The organism is Nocardia sp. NPDC050408, from assembly GCF_044458905.1.
Taxonomy (GTDB): Bacteria; Actinomycetota; Actinomycetes; order Mycobacteriales; family Mycobacteriaceae; genus Nocardia.
Genome location: NZ_JBITIL010000011.1, coordinates 82,425 through 99,951 on the forward strand (window position 1 = coordinate 82,425; position 17,527 = coordinate 99,951).

General features: G+C 66.2%; 14 protein-coding genes. 6 read left to right on the plus strand and 8 right to left on the minus strand.

Going from position 1 to position 17,527, the window contains the following annotated elements; translation table 11 throughout:
• Window positions 1-120 precede the first annotated feature (120 nt).
• Together ACIBJI_RS27555 and ACIBJI_RS27560 are read left to right on the plus strand one after the other, a co-directional pair.
• Window positions 121-1,026, plus strand: coding sequence for a hypothetical protein (locus ACIBJI_RS27555; RefSeq protein ID WP_397086534.1), 906 nt, complete (start codon window positions 121-123; stop codon window positions 1,024-1,026).
• Between the two features lie 34 nt (window positions 1,027-1,060).
• On the plus strand, window positions 1,061-3,304 hold the full coding sequence (locus ACIBJI_RS27560) for a heavy metal translocating P-type ATPase (RefSeq protein ID WP_364349380.1): 2,244 nt from the start codon (window positions 1,061-1,063) through the stop codon (window positions 3,302-3,304).
• Between the two features lie 514 nt (window positions 3,305-3,818).
• Here ACIBJI_RS27560 and ACIBJI_RS27565 read toward each other — a convergent pair.
• Window positions 3,819-4,475 (minus strand): maleylpyruvate isomerase family mycothiol-dependent enzyme, encoded by a 657-nt coding sequence (locus ACIBJI_RS27565; protein WP_364349377.1) that lies wholly within the window; start codon window positions 4,473-4,475, stop codon window positions 3,819-3,821.
• A 72-nt stretch (window positions 4,476-4,547) separates the two neighbouring features.
• On the opposite strand from ACIBJI_RS27565, the gene ACIBJI_RS27570 reads away from it, so the two are divergent.
• The 3 genes from ACIBJI_RS27570 to ACIBJI_RS27580 all read left to right on the plus strand — a co-directional run bounded on the left by ACIBJI_RS27570 (window position 4,548) and on the right by ACIBJI_RS27580 (window position 7,481).
• Entirely contained in the window at window positions 4,548-5,471 is a 924-nt protein-coding gene (locus ACIBJI_RS27570; RefSeq protein WP_397086537.1) for a MerR family transcriptional regulator, read from the plus strand.
• 168 nt (window positions 5,472-5,639) lie between these two features.
• Window positions 5,640-6,284, plus strand: a complete 645-nt coding sequence (locus ACIBJI_RS27575; RefSeq protein ID WP_396958375.1) for a dihydrofolate reductase family protein — start codon at window positions 5,640-5,642, stop codon at window positions 6,282-6,284.
• 159 nt (window positions 6,285-6,443) lie between these two features.
• Window positions 6,444-7,481 carry an alpha/beta hydrolase family protein gene (locus ACIBJI_RS27580; protein WP_364349368.1) on the plus strand — a complete coding sequence of 346 codons (1,038 nt, stop codon included), beginning with the start codon at window positions 6,444-6,446 and terminating at the stop codon, window positions 7,479-7,481.
• Window positions 7,482-7,600: 119 nt separating this feature from the next.
• On the opposite strand, the gene ACIBJI_RS27585 is transcribed toward ACIBJI_RS27580, so the two are convergent.
• The 5 genes from ACIBJI_RS27585 to ACIBJI_RS27605 form a co-directional block, all read right to left on the minus strand.
• Window positions 7,601-9,160, minus strand: a complete 1,560-nt coding sequence (locus ACIBJI_RS27585) for a protein kinase (RefSeq protein WP_364349365.1) — start codon at window positions 9,158-9,160, stop codon at window positions 7,601-7,603.
• Window positions 9,161-9,275: 115 nt separating this feature from the next.
• On the minus strand, window positions 9,276-10,496 hold the full coding sequence (locus ACIBJI_RS27590) for a cytochrome P450 (protein WP_397086545.1): 1,221 nt from the start codon (window positions 10,494-10,496) through the stop codon (window positions 9,276-9,278).
• A 41-nt stretch (window positions 10,497-10,537) separates the two neighbouring features.
• A complete protein-coding gene (locus tag ACIBJI_RS27595; protein WP_364349359.1) occupies window positions 10,538-10,738 on the minus strand; it encodes a ferredoxin in 201 nt (66 codons plus the stop codon).
• 3 nt (window positions 10,739-10,741) lie between these two features.
• Entirely contained in the window at window positions 10,742-10,867 is a 126-nt protein-coding gene (locus tag ACIBJI_RS27600) for a hypothetical protein (RefSeq protein WP_364349356.1), read from the minus strand.
• A gap of 427 nt (window positions 10,868-11,294) precedes the next feature.
• Window positions 11,295-11,939, minus strand: a complete 645-nt coding sequence (locus ACIBJI_RS27605; RefSeq protein WP_364349353.1) for a hypothetical protein — start codon at window positions 11,937-11,939, stop codon at window positions 11,295-11,297.
• Between the two features lie 386 nt (window positions 11,940-12,325).
• Here ACIBJI_RS27605 and ACIBJI_RS27610 point away from each other — a divergent pair, with 386 nt between their 5' ends.
• Window positions 12,326-15,490, plus strand: coding sequence for a BTAD domain-containing putative transcriptional regulator (locus tag ACIBJI_RS27610; RefSeq protein WP_397086547.1), 3,165 nt, complete (start codon window positions 12,326-12,328; stop codon window positions 15,488-15,490).
• Here the strand turns inward: ACIBJI_RS27610 and ACIBJI_RS27615 are convergent.
• Window positions 15,474-16,235 carry an ABC transporter permease gene (locus ACIBJI_RS27615; RefSeq protein ID WP_364349347.1) on the minus strand — a complete coding sequence of 254 codons (762 nt, stop codon included), beginning with the start codon at window positions 16,233-16,235 and terminating at the stop codon, window positions 15,474-15,476. The genes ACIBJI_RS27610 and ACIBJI_RS27615 overlap by 17 nt on opposite strands.
• On the minus strand, window positions 16,232-17,176 hold the full coding sequence (locus ACIBJI_RS27620; RefSeq protein ID WP_397086550.1) for an ATP-binding cassette domain-containing protein: 945 nt from the start codon (window positions 17,174-17,176) through the stop codon (window positions 16,232-16,234). The genes ACIBJI_RS27615 and ACIBJI_RS27620 overlap by 4 nt, the downstream gene beginning before the upstream one ends.
• Window positions 17,177-17,527 lie beyond the last annotated feature (351 nt).

Genomic DNA, 17,527 nt, shown 5'->3' on the forward strand with positions numbered 1-17,527 from the left:
CTCTCGTCATATCGTCCACATACCCTCACCCCGTACCGGCTTGACAATGTACCCTAGGGGGGTATGGTAGAGCCGAGTTCGACGGGACGGCCCGCCGAATAATCCGAACGGAGTCTCCTGATGAACGCAGCAACCAAGTTCACCGGCTTCACCCTCGGTCTCGCGGCGGTCTTCGGGATCGCACTGGCCGTCGGTGCCACGCTCGGGCCGGAATCCACCGAGTCCGCGCACGACTCGCAGGGACATGCGGACATGGGCGAGTCCGATGAGCTGCCCGCGGGGCTCATGGCCAGCGAAAACGGCTACACCTTGCGCTTGGATACCCCGCAGACCACCGCGGCGGCGAATTTCGCGCTGCGGTTTCGCATCCTGAATCGCGACGGCGCACCCGTCACCAGCTACGTCCGCAGCCACGACAAGGATCTGCACCTCATCGTGGTCCGCCGCGATATGGCCGCATTCCAGCACGTGCATCCGGTACTAGACCAAGCCGGAACCTGGAGCGTTCCGCTTGACCTCACCCGGGCCGGCGATTATCGCGTTTTCGCCGACTTCACACCCGAGGGCGGTAAGAATCTGACGCTCGGGGCCGATCTGCGGGTCGCGGGCAACTACGACGCGCAGGCACTGCCCGCGCCGTCGGCTACCGCGCAGGTCGGTGCCTACACCGTCGCGATGAACGGCACGGTCACGCCGGGCCAGGCATCGAAGGTCGTGCTCTCGGTCAGCCGCAATGGCAAACCGGTCACCGATCTGCAGCCCTACCTCGGCGCCTACGGTCACCTCGTGGCATTGCGCGCCGCCGACCTCGCCTACCTACACGTCCATCCGGATGGCAACCCCGGCGACGGTGTGACCCCGGCCGGACCAGGTATTACCTTCTACGTCGACGCCCCGAGCACGGGCGATTACCGACTCTTCCTCGACTTCCAGCACGAAGGCGTGGTTCGCACCGCCGCATTCACCCTTTCGGTCGCCGGTTCCGCACCCGTCCCCGCGGCGGAACCTGCCGGCCACGGCCACTGATCACTACCCTGAGTCGCACAGAACGGAGCACACGATGACCACCGCGACACAACCATCCGCCGGACAGGTCGAATTGGTGATCGGTGGCATGACCTGCGCCTCCTGCGCCAATCGCATCGAGAAGAAGCTGAACAAGCTCGACGGCGTCACCGCGACGGTCAACTATGCGACCGAGAAGGCGCGGGTCGATTTCAGCGGTGATATCTCACCGGAGCAGCTGATCGCCACCGTCGAGCAGGCCGGTTACACCGCCGCGCTGCCGCAGATCGAGGAACCCGCGGAAACCGCCGACGACGACGATCCGACGGCGGCATTGCGAACCCGACTGCTGGTTTCGCTGCTGCTGACGGTTCCGGTCATCGCGCTGGCCATGGTGCCCGCGCTGCAGTTCGACAACTGGCAGTGGCTTTCGCTGACGCTGGCCGCGCCGGTCGTGGTGTGGGGTGCACTGCCCTTCCACCGGGCCGCGTGGGCCAACCTGCGCCACGGCACCGCCACCATGGACACCCTGGTGTCGATGGGCACGCTCGCGGCATTCGGCTGGTCGCTGTATGCGCTGTTCTGGGGCACGGCCGGTATGCCAGGTATGAAGCATCCGTTCGAGTTGACCATTGCGCGGATGGACGGCACCGGCAGCATCTACCTGGAGGCCGCGGCGGGCGTCACGACCTTCATCCTGGCCGGACGCTACTTCGAGGCGCGCTCCAAGCGGCGGGCCGGGGCGGCGCTGCGGGCGCTGCTCGAGCTCGGCGCGAAGGAAGTCTCGGTGCTGCGCGGTGGCGTTGAACAGCGGATTCCGGTCGAGCAGTTGAGCGTCGGCGACACCTTCGTGGTGCGGCCCGGCGAGAAGATCGCCACCGATGGTGTGGTCGTCGAGGGTTCCTCCGCGGTCGACGCCTCGATGCTCACCGGGGAATCAGTGCCGGTGGAGGTCGGTCCCGAGGACGCGGTGGTCGGCGCGACGGTCAATGTCGGCGGGCGGATCGTGGTGCGCGCCAATCGAATCGGTGCTGATACCCAGCTGGCTCAGATGGCGAAACTGGTCGAGGACGCGCAAACCGGTAAGGCGCAGGCACAGCGGTTGGCCGACCGGATCTCCGGGATCTTCGTGCCGATCGTGATCGCGCTGTCGGCAGCGACCCTCGGATTCTGGTTGGGCACCGGCGGATCGGTCGCCGCGGCCTTCACCGCCGCGGTCGCAGTGCTGATCATCGCCTGCCCGTGCGCCCTCGGGCTGGCCACGCCGACAGCGCTGCTGGTCGGCACCGGTCGCGGTGCGCAGCTCGGCATTCTGATCAAGGGGCCGGAGGTGCTGGAATCGACGCGTCGGGTGGATACCGTGGTGCTCGACAAGACCGGCACCGTCACCACCGGCAAGATGACCCTGCTCGATGTCATTGCCGCCGCGGGCGAGGACACCGCCGAGGTGCTAGCACTGGCCGGAGCGCTGGAGGATTCATCGGAACACCCGATTGCCCAGGCGATTGCCAAGGGTGCGCGGGATAAGGTCGGCACGCTGCGGCAGGTCGAGGATTTCGCGAATGTCGAGGGGCTCGGCGTGCAGGGTGTGGTGGACGGCCATGCGGTAGTCGTCGGGCGCGCAAGGCTGCTCGCGGACTGGTCGCAGCAGCTGGACGCCGACCTGGAGCGGGCCATGCAGACAGCGGAAAACGATGGCAAGACCGCCGTCGCGGTGGGTTGGGACGGTAGAGCACGCGGCGTGCTCGTGGTCGCGGATGCGGTGAAACCCACTTCCGCCGAAGCGATCTCGCAGCTGAAGGCGCTCGGTCTCACCCCGATCATGCTGACCGGCGATAACACCGCCGCCGCGAAAGCCATTGCGGCACAGGTCGGTATCGATGAGGTGATCGCGGAGGTGCTGCCCGCCGACAAGGTCGACACCGTCAAGCGGCTGCAGGCCGAAGGCAAGGTGGTGGCGATGGTCGGCGACGGCGTCAACGATGCCGCGGCGCTGGCCCAGGCCGACCTCGGTCTGGCGATGGGCACCGGAACCGATGTCGCCATCGAGGCCAGCGACCTGACCCTGGTCCGCGGTGACCTGCGCGCGGCCGCCGATGCGATCCGGCTGTCCCGCAGGACCCTCGGCACCATCAAGGGCAATCTGTTCTGGGCCTTCGCCTACAACGTCGCGGCGATTCCGCTCGCCATGGCCGGACTGCTGAACCCGATGCTCGCGGGCGCCGCAATGGCGTTCTCTTCGGTCTTCGTGGTCAGCAACAGCCTGCGCCTGCGCGGCTTCCGCTCCACCGCTCAATAGGAATCGGGCGGGACGGCACCCATGTCGTCCCGCCCGATCCTTTGGCTTACTGCAGAATGCCGCTATTTCCCAGTCCCATGGCGGCACTTCCGGTAGCCCATGCAGCGGCAGCACTTCCGGTCGCGGCCAAGAGGGAGAGCAGAATCATCGGTTCGACCTTTCGTAGAGCAACGATCAGCAATCGAAAGCTACTGCCGCCCAAAGGTTGTCCACAATCAGCTGCGCGATACTCTCGGCAACCTCTCGCGACATTGCCAGTCAATTCCCAGCAAGAAATTTCGCGTTTACATGAGCGAGGTCACGCCCTCGATGTCGCCCGAACCCGGTTTGCGGGGCGGACTATCACCTGGACACCTGCGCACCTGCCGAGGCAGTGTCGACAGGCCGGTCGCCGCACCCAGGAGCCGGCCGGTGCCCATCATGGACAACCCCGAATTCCCACCCGCCGTACACACTCGGATCGAGCGCGACGCCGATGCTATCCGCCCGATCGGTCCGCGCGAGGTGGCCGTCACTACCGTCGCTCACGTTGCGCATATAGCGAGGCTCCGGCACCGCTGAGTTGGTGCCAGGCGTGCCGGCGGCCGGTTGTGATCAGGAGCAGGGCGGCGACCGGGCCGGTGATAGTCGATCCGGCACCGGCGGACCAGTCGGTGTCGGTTGCGACGAGGCGGTAGCCGGTGAATTTCTTGCGGGCGCGGAATGGGGCGCCCATCGTCCATATTCGGTTGATTGCCAATCGCGCGGCGGCCACCGGCATGTCATGGGTGATGCCGAGTGGGACCGCGATGTCCTGGCCGTGCACCAGTAGGTCCATCAGGCGATCGGCCGGTGTCGTGCCGATCGCCGTGACCCGTGCGTCGATGCTGTCGCGCAACTCGCCGAGCAGTTGCTGGGTCGTGACGCGCTCTGCGTAGCGAATGGCGGTATCGCGAATTGCCCGGTCCAGGCTGCCGCGGGCGCGGATCACATTGATCAGGATCCAACCGATGGAGGCGCGGGCCGATAGCACCACATGCGCGACGACATCGCGCACGCGCCAGCCATCGCACAGCGAAGGACGGTCCCAGTCGGCTTCCGACAGCGCCTCCAATATCTCGACCAGACCGGCTCGCTCGGCGGCGACAGCCCGCCAGATCTGGTCGGCGCTCATCATCGTGTCCTCGGTCATTCGCGTAACTCCTTGTCCCGGTTGGTGTTCCAGTAGGGTAGGAACTCCACCGAGGTGGAGGTTCCAGCGAATGTGACCGAGAACACACGCTGCGGCGGCCTCGTGAGTATCGGAGAGCTGTCGCGAATCACCGGCGTACCGGTCCGCACGCTGCGCTTCTACTGCGATAACGGGGTTCTGGAATCGCGGCGCAGCAGTGGCGGGCATCGGCTGTTCGATCCACTGACCACGGTCGATCAGGTGCTGCTGGTGCGTCGACTCCGAATGCTCGGCCTGAGCTTGTCGGCGATCATCGAAGTTCTCACCGGCACCCTGACCACCGCCGATGCGATCGCCGCGGAACGCGCCGCACTCGACACCGAACTCGGCCTGCTGTCCTGGCGGCGCGCATCGCTACGCGCCGTCGAGGAAGCGCCACCCGCCGAACGTGCCCGACGGTTGGAACTGCTTGCGTCCGTACATGATCGGCACCGCGCGCACGACACGCTGGTGACGTTCTGGCGGACACTGCTCGCCCCGATCCCACCGGCACTGTTCGATGGATTCGTCACGATGAACATCCCGCACCTACCCGACGATCCGACTCCCCAGCACATCGTCGCCTTCGCCGAACTCACCACCCACATCGCCGATCCCGCATGCACCGCCGCGATGTCACGACAACTCTGGCGGACGAATCCGACCAGAATCCACGACAAACTCGCACTGGTCACCGGGGTCGCCGAAGCATGCGCGGCCGTGGACTCGCTCGGTACACAACCGCACACCGGCCCCGAACTCGACCGGTTCATCGACGCGCACGCCACCGCCCGCCGCGACCGCGACACCCCACGACTGCGTTACCGACTCCTCGACGACGCACCCGACAACGACCCGCGCATCCATCGCTACTGGAAACTAACCACCGAGATCACCGGAACCACCACCGCCGGAGCGGCTCTCGACTGGCTATACCGAGCACTCGCACAGTGGGCCGATGACGTCCATCCGCGGTAGGCGGTCGACGTGCGGCGATACACAGTCGCGGCCGCGCTCGGCACCCGCTGCGGTCGGCAAGCGCTCTATTCGAGAGGCCATTGGATCGTCGCGACCAACTGGTTGCACAATAGGATCAGTCTAGGTAGATTCCCAACCGATTGCACATTGCAATCAGAAGGGATTCCGATGACACAGCTGGTCCGAGTTCAGAACTTCAACGTCTCCAGCGACGGATACGGCGCGGGCGAGGGACAGAGCCGCGAGCACCCATTCGGCCACGCCGACCCGACAGCGCTCTTCTCCTGGGCGGGCGCCACCGCCCACTGGCCCAACCGAACCGATCCCGGCGGAACCTACGGCCTCGACGACTACTGCACCCGCGACTTCACCAACAACATCGGCGCCGAGATCATGGGACGCAACAAATTCGGTCCACAGCGGGGACCGTGGGAGAACTACGACTGGCAGGGCTGGTGGGGCGACGAACCCCCGTTCCACACACCGGTTTTCGTCCTCACTCACCATGTGCGCCCCTCGATCACCCTGGGGGAAACCACGTTTCACTTCCTCGATGCGTCTGCGAAAGACGCACTGGCGCTGGCATTCGACGCCGCCGATGGCAAGGATGTGCGAATCGGCGGCGGTGTCGCCACAGTCCGGGAATTTCTCGACGCCGATCTCATCGACAACATGCACATCGTCGTCGCACCAGTCGAACTCGGTCGCGGCGAAAGGTTATGGACAAGCCCCGACGAACTCGTCGACCGTTTTCATCTGGAGCAGATCCCGAGCCCGAGCGGTGTGATACATCACTTCTTCTGGCGGAGGTGACGCCACTCTCGGCCGCAACGCTCAGCAACCCCCAGGACTGGGGGCTTCCGGCGGCATCCGTCGTCCGATTCGATCTACGGTAGTGACGATTGCCCATTTGGCGGGTCAGCCAAACGGGTTCGAACGTTGCGCGGATGCGATTTTCAGGAGTGACGCGGTATGCGATTCAGAGATCTCGTTGCGGCGGCCGCCGCTGTGACGGTCGTCGGCACGGGAGTGAGCCTGATGGCGCCTACCGCCTCGGCCGCACCGATCAACAGCGCGGCCAAGGCACCGGACGGTTCCTACATCGAGAAAGTAGAGACCCGCGGCGACCGCAAGCTGCAGCTCGAGATTCACTCCACGGCCATGGATCGCACCTTCCCGGTCCTGGTGGATCTGCCTGCGGACAACTCGGTCCCGCGCCCGACGCTGTATCTGGTCAACGGAGGCGGCGGTGGTGTCGACGGTAACGCTTCTTGGGACCAGAAGACCGACGCCAAGGAATTCCTCGGCGACAAGAACATCAACGTCGTCGAGCTGATCGGCGGCCGGTGGAGCTACTTCGCCGACTGGCGCGCGTCCGATCCGGTGCTCGGCGTCAACAAATGGCAGACCTTCTACACCGAGGAGCTGCCTCCGATCATCGATGCGGCACTGGGCACCAACGGCAAGAACTCGATCGCGGGCTACTCGATGGCCGGGACATCGGTCCTGATGCTGGCGATCACCAAGCCTGGCCTGTTCCAGAATGTCGGCGCCTACAGCGGCTGTGCGCAGACCAGCGATCCGGTCGGCAAGAAGTTCGTGCAGACCACGGTCGAAACGTGGGGCGGCGGTAACCCGGACAATATGTGGGGACCTGCCGACAACCCGCTCTGGCAAGCCAACGATCCGGTCCTGCACGCCGATAAACTGCGCGGCACGAACCTCTGGGTCGCAGCAGGCGGCGGCCTGCCCGGTGCGCACGACGCGCCCGGCGACCCGTTCATCATGGGCGATGACAAGTACAACCCGATCAGCGTGGCCAACCACGTCGTCGTCGGCGGCATCATCGAGGCCGCGATGAGCGCCTGCTCGCGCAACCTCCAGAACCGGTTGAACGACTTGGGAATTCCGGCGACCTTCGACCTGCCCCCGACCGGCACCCACACCTGGGGCTACTGGCAGGACGACCTCAAGCAATCCTGGCCGGTGCTGTCCAAAGATCTCTACTGACCCAACCGCATTCCGGGCCCCGACCTGTGCCAGCCACAGGCCGGGGCCCGTTGCTATCGACACCCCCGCATCGGCCGCGACTCGCCGGTATCGACGCGTCGCGGGCGATCGGCTCGCAGTTACCCGACTGACATGGTCACGCCGGAGGACGACGGGGCACCATGTAGGACCAGCTGGCTCGGGGCGTCGTTCTTCTTGTCGTTTTTCTTTCCGTTCTTATCCTTGCCAGGTAGGTCGAAGGCCAGCCGGATCGTGCGGGAACTGCCGGGATCGATCGGGTCGACGGCATTGCTCAGTTCGGTGGTCGCCGTCGCGTCGGGGGTGAGGGTGCGGCCCGCGGCGGTGATCAGGCGCTGATCGGCGATGCGAAAGCCTTGGCCGTGTTGGGAGACGTTGGTGACCGTCAGCGTCACGATGGTGTAGGAACCGCCCGGGCTCGCCGACCCGGTGCGGCTCACGTTGGATACCACCCCGGTGATGGTGAAAGCGAAGTTCCCGTCGCGCACCGCACCGGCCGGAACCGGGGATTGTCCACCGGTCGAGGGCGGCAGCGAATTGGTCGAGGCAACAGCGGACGTCGTGGTGGCTGGAGCTGAGTCGGAGCCGAGGACGCCGCTCAGCAGCCACAGTGCCGCCGCGGCGACAAGTGCCAGCCCGGCGGCGATCGGTAACCACCAGCGCGCCAGCAGCTTTCGCCGAGGGTGCGCGGCCGCTGCAGGTGAGACTGTGCGGGGCTCGTGCGTTCGCGGCGCCGGCCGGGGCTCGGCCAAGGTCGGGGGCGGGCCGACGGCGGTCATGACGCGGGTCGGACCGCCCGATGTCACAGGGGCCGCGACCGGCGGGGCCGGGAGCTCCGATGCGGGCCCACCCAAGGCCGCACCTGCCGCGGCGGCGAATCCCCCCGCGCTGGCGTAGCGTTCCCCCGGTTCTTTGGCCATACCGCGGGCGATAACAGCATCCAGTGCTGGCGGGATACCTTCGACCGCCCGCGACGCACGCGGAGGTTCGGACATCAAATGCGCATGCATCTGCCGTGCCGGATCGCCGTCACCATATGGCAGCTTCCCGGTAAGGGTTTCATACAGCACACAAGCCAGCGAATAGACATCCGAGCGGGCATCGGCCGTACCAGTGAACCGTTCCGGCGCCATATAGCCCAAGGTCCCCACCACTAAGCCGGTGGCCGTGAGAGCGCTGCCGTCGGCGGCGCGGGCGATACCGAAGTCGATCAGATACACGAAACCGCTGGTGTCTTCGAGGATATTGCCCGGCTTGACATCCCGATGAACAAGCCCGGCCGCATGTGCGGCATCCAGCGCCTCCGCGGCCTGGGCGATGACCTCGACCGCCCGAGTCGGCACCAGTGCACCCGACCGCAGCCGCGTGGCCAGATCGATGCCCTCGATGTAGACCATCTCCAAAAACAGATGACCATCGACCTCGCCGAAGGCGCGGATCGGCACGATGTGCGGGTTGCGCACCTGGGCGCCCAGCCGGGCCTCCCGCTCGAAACGGCGTCGATAGGCCGGATCGGCGGAATACGCCGCGGACAACACCTTCAACGCGACGATGCTGCCGGTGCGGTCGCGCGCCAACCACACCTCACCCATACCGCCACGACCCACCAAGTGTTCGAGGTGGTAGTTCCCGAACGAGCCGCCAGCGCTCTGCACCGACACACCCTGACCGTATCGCTGCGTAGCGCTGCCCCGGCAGCCGGGGAGACCCGGTGCGCTCGTGCCCTCAGGGCGGGGATCCGCCGGATCCCCGCCCTGAGCAGCTCGGCCGACGATTTTACCGGGCAGTCCAGGTGACCGGCAGTTCGTGGACGCCGTAGATATTCATGTCGGTCCTGAGTTTCACCTCGTCGGCGGGGATGGCGAGGGCGAGGGTCGGGAAGCGACGCAGCAGCCCGGCGAAACCGGCGCGCATTTCGATGCGGGCCAGTTGCTGGCCGAGGCACTGGTGGATGCCGTGGCCGAAGGACACGAGACCGCGGGCCTTACGGTGCACGTCCAGCGTGTCGGGCTCGGCGAAGCGCTGGGGGTCACGGTTGGCGGCCAGCAGCGAGACGACGACGGTCGATCCCTTGCCGATTGTTTCGCCGCCGAGTTCGATGTCGTCGGTGGCGTAGCGATAGAAGATGTCGGCGACGGACAGGTAGCGCATGAGTTCCTCGACGGCATCGGGGACCAGATCCGGGTCGGCACGCAATTCGGCCAGCTGGTCCGGATGTTCCAGGAGCGCGAAGGTGCCGAGCGCCAACATATTCGCGGTGGTCTCGTGGCCCGCGAGCAGCAGCAGGAAGGCGATGCCTACCAGCTCCTCGATGCTGAGGTCGTCATGGCGGGCCAGATCCGACAGTAGGTCGTCGCCGGGTTCGGCGCGTTTACGCGTGACCAGTTCGGCAAGGTAGGTGTTCATCGCGCCGAACGCGGCCATCTTCTCCTCCAGCGTCTGGTCCTTGACCAAGAACTGGGCGGAGTTGACCTGGAAAGTTTCCCGGTCCGCGTACGGGACACCGAGCAGTTCGCAGATCACCAGCGAGGGCACCGGCAGTGCGAATGCCTTGACCAGGTCGACCGGCGGGGTCAGGCGCGCCATCTCGTCCAGTTGCCGCTCGGTAATCTCGATGATGTGCTCTTCGAGCTGCTTCATCCGTTTGACGGTGAAGGCGCCGGTGAGCTTGCGCCGCAGGCGGGTGTGGTCCGGCGGGTCCATGGCGATGAACAAGCCGGGGATCTGCGGGGACGGTTCGGTGGCGGCGGGCATGCCGGGGGTTTCGTACGGCACGTGGACAATGCCGATGTCCTGGCGGGAGCTGAACCGGGTGTCGGCCATGAGCTTGCGGACCGCGTCGTAGCCGGTGACGAGCCAGCCCTCGTGACCATCGGGGAAGAGCATGGGGCTGACCGGGCGAGCCTCGCGCAGCCGGGTGATCTCGCGGGGCGGGGCGAAGGGGCCCGCATTGCGTTCCATGGGGAGGCCGTGCGGGACGGGAACCGTTTGAGTCATCGGGTTTTCCTGATCAGGTAATAGGGATGAATTGGCAGGGTCTAGTCGCCGGAGACGATGGTGATCGCGCCGGACGGGCAGATCTGGGCGACCTCGCGGACGGCCGACTCCCACTCGGGTGCGGGTGTGGTGTCCAGTGGCACCACTCGGCCGTCCTCGTCGTTCTGGTCGAATACTCCGGGCGCGGTCAGTACGCACATGCCGGCGCCGATGCAGCGTTCCCGGTCCACCCTGAGTTCCATCGGTTACCCCTTCTTCGAAATGACCGGGCCGCTGATGAGCGCGTACGTGCCCAGCCCGATACCGTCGAGGATCGTCTTGTCGCCGTATGCCTTCCGCAGCCCGGAAGCTGAAATTGCTGAACTATTCACATGAACACTGTCGCCAGGCCGCCTGATATCGAGCTGACATCGGCCTGACACGGCGTTCGACCTGGTCACACCGGACGTCGCGGATGCCCGTTGGCCGTGATGACGGCCGCGCTCGGGCAATGGCTGTGTGTCGTGCAACCCGCCACGCGCTTGGCGCCGGCTGTCCGCGGCGCGATGTCCGCGGACGGTGTGCCATTCGATGCCCGCGCACCGTGGGGCCATGGGTGCACCGCCCTCCGGCTGTACACCGCGCTGAGATCATTTCGGATAGGGAGTTGCCGTCGCCGAGGCGACCGGGAAGTTCGCACGCGAGCTGGCGTGCACTGGCCGCGACTCAACCTGCGACCGCAGGAAAGCCGACCGATCCCGGCGCACGACGCCGAGGTGGCATCGTGCCGCCGGTCAAGTGTCGACAGAGCCGGGTACATTACGCCGCGATGGCGTGCCGAATGATGATGTTGCCGTAGGAGTTACGCGCGTACACCTGCACCGTGTCCTCGTTGTGCTCACGCCGGTCGACCGGTTGCATCTGGTTCTGCACGGTGCCGTGCTGGGCATTGGTCTCCACCCGGACCGCGCTGCTCGGGCTGATACCTACCTCCAATTCGCCCATGGACGTCTCCAGCCGCACCACGCCGCGCGATGCTTCGCCGATGCGGATATTGCCCTTGGCGGTTTTCGCGGTCACCGAATCGCGCGGACGCTCGATGATGATGTCGCCGGCGGCGATCTCGAGGTCGCACTGTCCGAGTTCACCGGTGCCCAGCAATCGACCGACACCGGCGGTGCCCTCGAGCCGGGAGCCGGTGGGCACCTCGATGATCACCTCGATCGACGGGTTGCCGCCGAACGGGGTGTAGGTGCGCCAGTCCTTCGGCGTCTTGACGGTCAGGGTGCCATCACTGAAATCGACCTGGGTTTGTTCGGCGGCGCGCACGTCTCCCTTCTTGGATGCATCGGCCGGCCGGACCTCGACAATGGTGTCGGTACGGTCGGATGCGTTGACCGTGACATTGCCCGAGAGCACATCAACGGTGACGGCGATCGGTTCGGCGGTCTGGAATGCGTACATGGCTGTTCTCCTTCAGCGTGTGAATCGGTTGGTGTGAACCCGCGTTTGCTGTGCTGTTCACGGGACCTACTGTCGCCAGCGCCGCTGATACCGACCTGACGCCGACCTGACACGCCAACCGGCACGGTGTTCGGCCTGGTCAGAGCGGTCGAATTTCTTGCTGGGCAAGTTGTGCGCAGGGTGCGCTACCGCTGATCGTCCGGCCGTGGAACCGGTGGAAAATCGTTGGCGCCTACTTTTGCGGGCTGGTGGTCCCAGCGGCGGCAATCCGAGGGCAGGGACGACTTGCGGTGCACGGCAGAATGGTCCAAGTGCAGATCGGGATGCTTGGACCGCTCGAGATTCGAGTAGATGACGGGGGATTGTTAGAGGTACCAGGTACTCGGTTGCGGGCGCTGTTGATCGCTCTCGCGCTCGAACCCGGTCGTGCGGTCCCGAAAGCCAAGCTGATCGACTGGATTTGGGGTGAGCAGCCACCGTCCGACGCGGCGAATGCCTTGCAAGCACTGGTTTCCCGGCTGCGGCGAGCGCTGCCGGACGGGGCACTCGACGTGCAGGCGGGCGGATACCGGCTGACGGTGGATTCCGACGCGGTCGATGCCGTGCGTTTCGAACAGCTTCTCGACCAAGCCCGCGGCGCTGGCGACACGCACCAGGCCGAGGTGCTGCGCGAGGCCCTCGACCTGTGGCGCGGAGCGCTGATGCAGGACGTCGGTGTGCAGGACAGTGCGGCCGTCGACGCGGTGATCAACCGACTCGAGGGGCTGCGCCTAGCCGCCATGGAGGATCTGTACGAAACGGAGATCCGCCTCGGCCGAGGTACGGAGCTGGTTGCCGAGCTGACCGAGCTGGTAGCCCGGCATCCGGTGCGGGAACGGCTAGTCGCCGCGCTGATGCGTGCGCTCGCCGCCGCGGGCCGTGGCGCCGAGGCGCTGATCGTGTACCAGCGTGCCCGGGAAGCCCTCGCCGATGAGCTGGGCGTGGATCCCGCACCGGAGCTTTCCGCACTGCACGTCGCGCTGCTACGTGGCGAGATCGGAGCGCGGGACAACGACCGCAACACGAACCTGCGGGCCGAGTTGACCAGCTTCGTCGGCAAGAACGGGGACATTGCCGCGGTGCGCGAACTCATTGCGGCAAACCGGCTCACCACGGTGACCGGGCCCGGTGGCTCGGGGAAAACCAGGCTGGCCCTGGAAACCGCACGGACTCTGCTCGACGACCTACCGGACGGGGCCTGGCTGGTCGAACTGGCGTCCGTCGGTACGAGTGGTGACGTCGCGCAATCGGCGCTCGCCGCACTCGGGCTCCGAGATGCGCTGCTCGGCGCCGCACCGAATGCAGAACCGATGGACCGGCTCATCGCGGCGCTCCGCGAGCGCGAGACGTTGTTGATCCTGGACAACTGTGAACACGTGATCGACGCCGCGGCGGCATTCGCCCACCGGCTGCTCGGCGAGTGTCAGCGGCTGCGGATCCTCGCGACGAGCAGGGAACCGCTGGGCATCACGGGTGAGGCGTTATGGCAGGTCGTGCCCCTGGCGTTGCCCGCCGAGGACGCGAACCCCGGCGAGATCGAGTCCTCCGCCGCCGTTCAGCTGTTGCGGGACCGGGCCGGCGTCGTGCACAAGGATCTCGCGGCCGATGCCCGCACACTGTCGACCATGGCGCGCGTCTGCCGGGCGCTCGATGGGATACCGCTGGCGATCGAACTGGCCGCGGCCAGACTGCGCACCATGTCCCTCGATCAGCTCGCCAACCGCCTCGACGATCGGTTCCGGCTGCTGACCGGTGGCAGCCGTACCGCGATCCCGCAGCACCGGACGTTGCGAGCGGTGGTCGACTGGAGCTGGGAGCTGCTCACCGACGCCGAACGGATGGTGCTGCGCAGGCTCGCGGTGTTCTCCGGCGGCGCGAGTTTGGAGGCGGCCGAGCAGGTCTGCGCGGATACGGGCGGCGGACCCGAAGAGCAGGGGGGCGAGAAAAACACGGGGGGCGGGCCCGAAGGGCAGGGGGGTGGGAAAAGCACAGCGGTCGAGCGGTGGGAGGTGCTGGAGCTGCTGACCGCGCTGACCGAGAAATCGCTGCTGCTCTCTGTGGCGGACAGTGCTCCTCCCGCCGGCTCGCCCGGTGGGCCGCGCTATCGGATGCTCGACACGATCAAGCAGTACGCCCGGGACCGGCTCGTGGCGTCGGGGGAATCGGATCTTGTACGCCGAGAGCATCTTTCGTACTTCACCGAACTCGCCGCGACCGCGGAGCCGCACCTGCGCCGCGCCGACCAGTTGGAGTGGCTCGCCACGCTCGAGGCCGAGCACGACAACATCGCCGTCGCGATGCGCGGCGCGCTCGCGGCCGGGGACGCGCCGGGGGCGATGCGGCTCGCGGCAGCAGCGGGCTGGTACTGGTGGCTCAGCGGGCACAAGGCCGAGGGCATGGAGCTGATCACCGCGGCCGTCGACCTGCCCGGCGAGGTGGATGATGAGACCCTGGCCATCGTGTACGGGCTGATCGTGCACTTCATGTCCTCCGGCCCCAATGACGAGCGCCAAGTCGACGAATGGATCCACAAGGCGTACCGGTTCAGCCAGCGCAGTCGGTCCCGCTACCCGCTGCTGGCATTCACCGCCGCGCTGGAACACATGTTGCAGGGGCCGGACCAGTATCTGTCCGCGTTCGAACCGCTGCTCACCGACGAAGACCCCTGGGTGCGTGCACTGGCCCGGCTGCTCCTGGGCAGGATGCGGATCGTGCTCGGTCAGGACGGGCGGGAGGCGGAGGAGTATCTCGAGACCGCGCTAGCCGAATTCCGGGCCATCGGCGAGCGCTGGGGGATTTCGTTCGCGCTGACCGAGCTGGCGGATCGAATCGCCGTGCGTGGCGAATTCGCCACTGCCTGCAAGTATTTCGATCAGGCGATCGCGGTGGTCACCGAGGTGGGCACCATCGACGATGTCGTCCGGATGCGCTCGCGGCAGGCGCAGCTGTACTGGCTACTGGGTGATGCGGAGGCGAGCGCGGCGGCGATGGCCGAGGCGCAGCGGTGCGCGGATCAGTCCGCCTGGCCGAACACACTGGCTGTTTTGGCCCTGGAGCAGGCGGAGCTGGCCCGTTGGAACGGCGACACCGAGCAGACATACCGGCAGATCGCCGTCGCGACAACCGCGCTGGGCAGCGATGCGGAGCAGGCGCAGATCAGGGCGGTGATACACAACCAGCTCGGCTACCTCGCAGACGGTCTCGACGAAGCCCGCGAAGAATACGCAGCGGCCTTCCGGGCGGCGTCCGAGGCGGGATACGCGCCCCTGCTCGCCCAGGTACTCGTCGGAATCGCGGACCTGGCGGTGCGTGCCGACCAAATCGAGCAGGCCGTACGGCTGCTCGCGGCGAGTGCCGCAGTACGCGGACTGACCGATCGTTCCCAACCGGATGTGGCCCGCATCGAACAGACAGCACGACATCGCCTCGGTGAGCCGCGCTTCACCGAGGCGATGACCGAGGGCGCCCAGGCGGACTGGCGTGGGCTGGTCGCAACTACGCTCGCTTGTTGAACGTGGCACGTGACCACACGTATCCGACAAGGGCGAAACCGGCACACCAAGCCAGCGCCGCGGCTGTGTAGCCGCCGGACGGATGACCGGTAAGAAACCCACGCAGTGATTCGATGATCGGCGTGAAGGGCTGATACTGCGCGAACTGCCGCACGCCCTGTCCCATCTTGTCGGCGGGCACGACCGCACTGCTCACAAACGGCAGCATGATCAGCGGCACCACGCCCATACCCGCGGATTCCGGAGTTTTCGCAGCCATTCCCAGCGCGACCGTGAGCCAGGAGGCCGCGAAAGATGTCGCCGCCATGATGCCGATCGCGCCGAGCCAGTCGAGTGCGGTCGCCGGCGGCCGGAACCCCAGCGCGAAGGCCACACCGATAACGGCCGCGATGGCTACCGCATTGGTCAGTATGGTGGCCACGACGTGACCGGTCAGTACGGCGCTACGGGAGACATCCATAACCTTGAACCGGTTGATAATGCCCTTCGCCATATCGGAGCTCACCGATACCGCGGTACCCGACAACCCGTAGCTGATGGCCAGCAGGATCATGCCCGGTGTCGCGTAATCGATGTAGTGTTCGCCGACATCGAAGGCGCTGCCGAACACGTACACGAAGATCAGCATCATCACGACCGGCATCAGAGCCGCGTTGAATACCGTGACCGGAGTTCGGGCGATGTGTTTGAAGTTGCGCCGCAGCATGATCGACGAATCGGCCAGCGGTGCGGAAATGGTGCTCATTGTGCGTTGGCCCCCGTAGTTGCGTGACCGGTCAGGGAAAGGAAAACATCATCGAGGTCGGGGGTGTGGACGGAGACTTCGTCGGCGTCGATCGAGATTTCGGCGAGCCGATCCAGCAGGTGGCGCAATGATTTCGTCCCGCCGTCGCCCGGTACCCGCAAAGTCAGCGCCTCGTCGTCCCGGGTGGAGCCGGGCAGGATCCGCGCCGCCGCATCCAGTTCCGTGACCGTGGTGAACCGAAGCCGGATGTGGCTGCCGGGCAGCTGGCGCTTGAGGTCGTCGGGAGTGCCCTCGGCGACTATGCGGCCCTGGTCGAGCACCGCGATCCGGTCGGCCAACTGATCGGCTTCCTCGAGATACTGGGTGGTGAGGAAGATCGTCACGCCATCGGACGTCAGATCCCGCACGATTTCCCACATCGTGCGGCGGCTACGCGGATCCAGCCCCGTGGTCGGCTCGTCAAGGAACACGATTTCCGGCCGGGTGACCAGCGTCATCGCCAGGTCGAGCTTGCGGCGCATACCCCCGGAATAGGTCACCGCCCGCTTGCGTGCCGACTCCACCAGATCGAACCGTTCCAGCAACTCGGTAATCACCCGCTTGCCCTCGGCGCCCCGCAGACGGTGGATATCCGCCATCAACCGCAGGTTCTCCTCGCCCGTCAGCAGATCATCCACCGCCGCGAACTGACCGGTGACCCCGATCGCCGCGCGCACCGCCTTGGTCTCGGACGCGATATCGTGCCCGGCAACACTCGCTGTGCCGCTATCGGCCTTCAACAGCGTGGTCAGCACATTCACTGTCGTTGTCTTACCGGCCCCATTCGGACCGAGTAGAGAAAAAATCGTCCCGGCACCGATATCCAAATCAATGCCATCGAGGACGACTTTGTCCCCGTACGCCTTTCGCAGCCCAGTCGCCGCAATCGCTGAAGTTGTCATGGCGACTACTGTCATCGGCGGGCCTGATACCGACCTGACACCGAGCTGACATGGTGTTTGCCCTGGTCACAGCGAATGGCCAGCGGATACGGCGCGGTCAGCGATCCAGCGTGGCTTCCCTGCTGTCCAGCGGCTCCACCCACGAGGGTGCCCCAGTCATCAGCCCGTGGTGGCGTGGACTCTCGCAGCGTCGAATGTCCTTGCGGCGGCGATGGTTCCGATGCGATGGGCGATCGACCGGAGGGCTCCGAATGGGGCGCAAACGCGCATCCCCCACATCGCAGAGACGCTGACGATGGTCGAAGCTGACGCAAGCGGCGAGGCAGCGGGTGCTTTCACCATCATGGATTC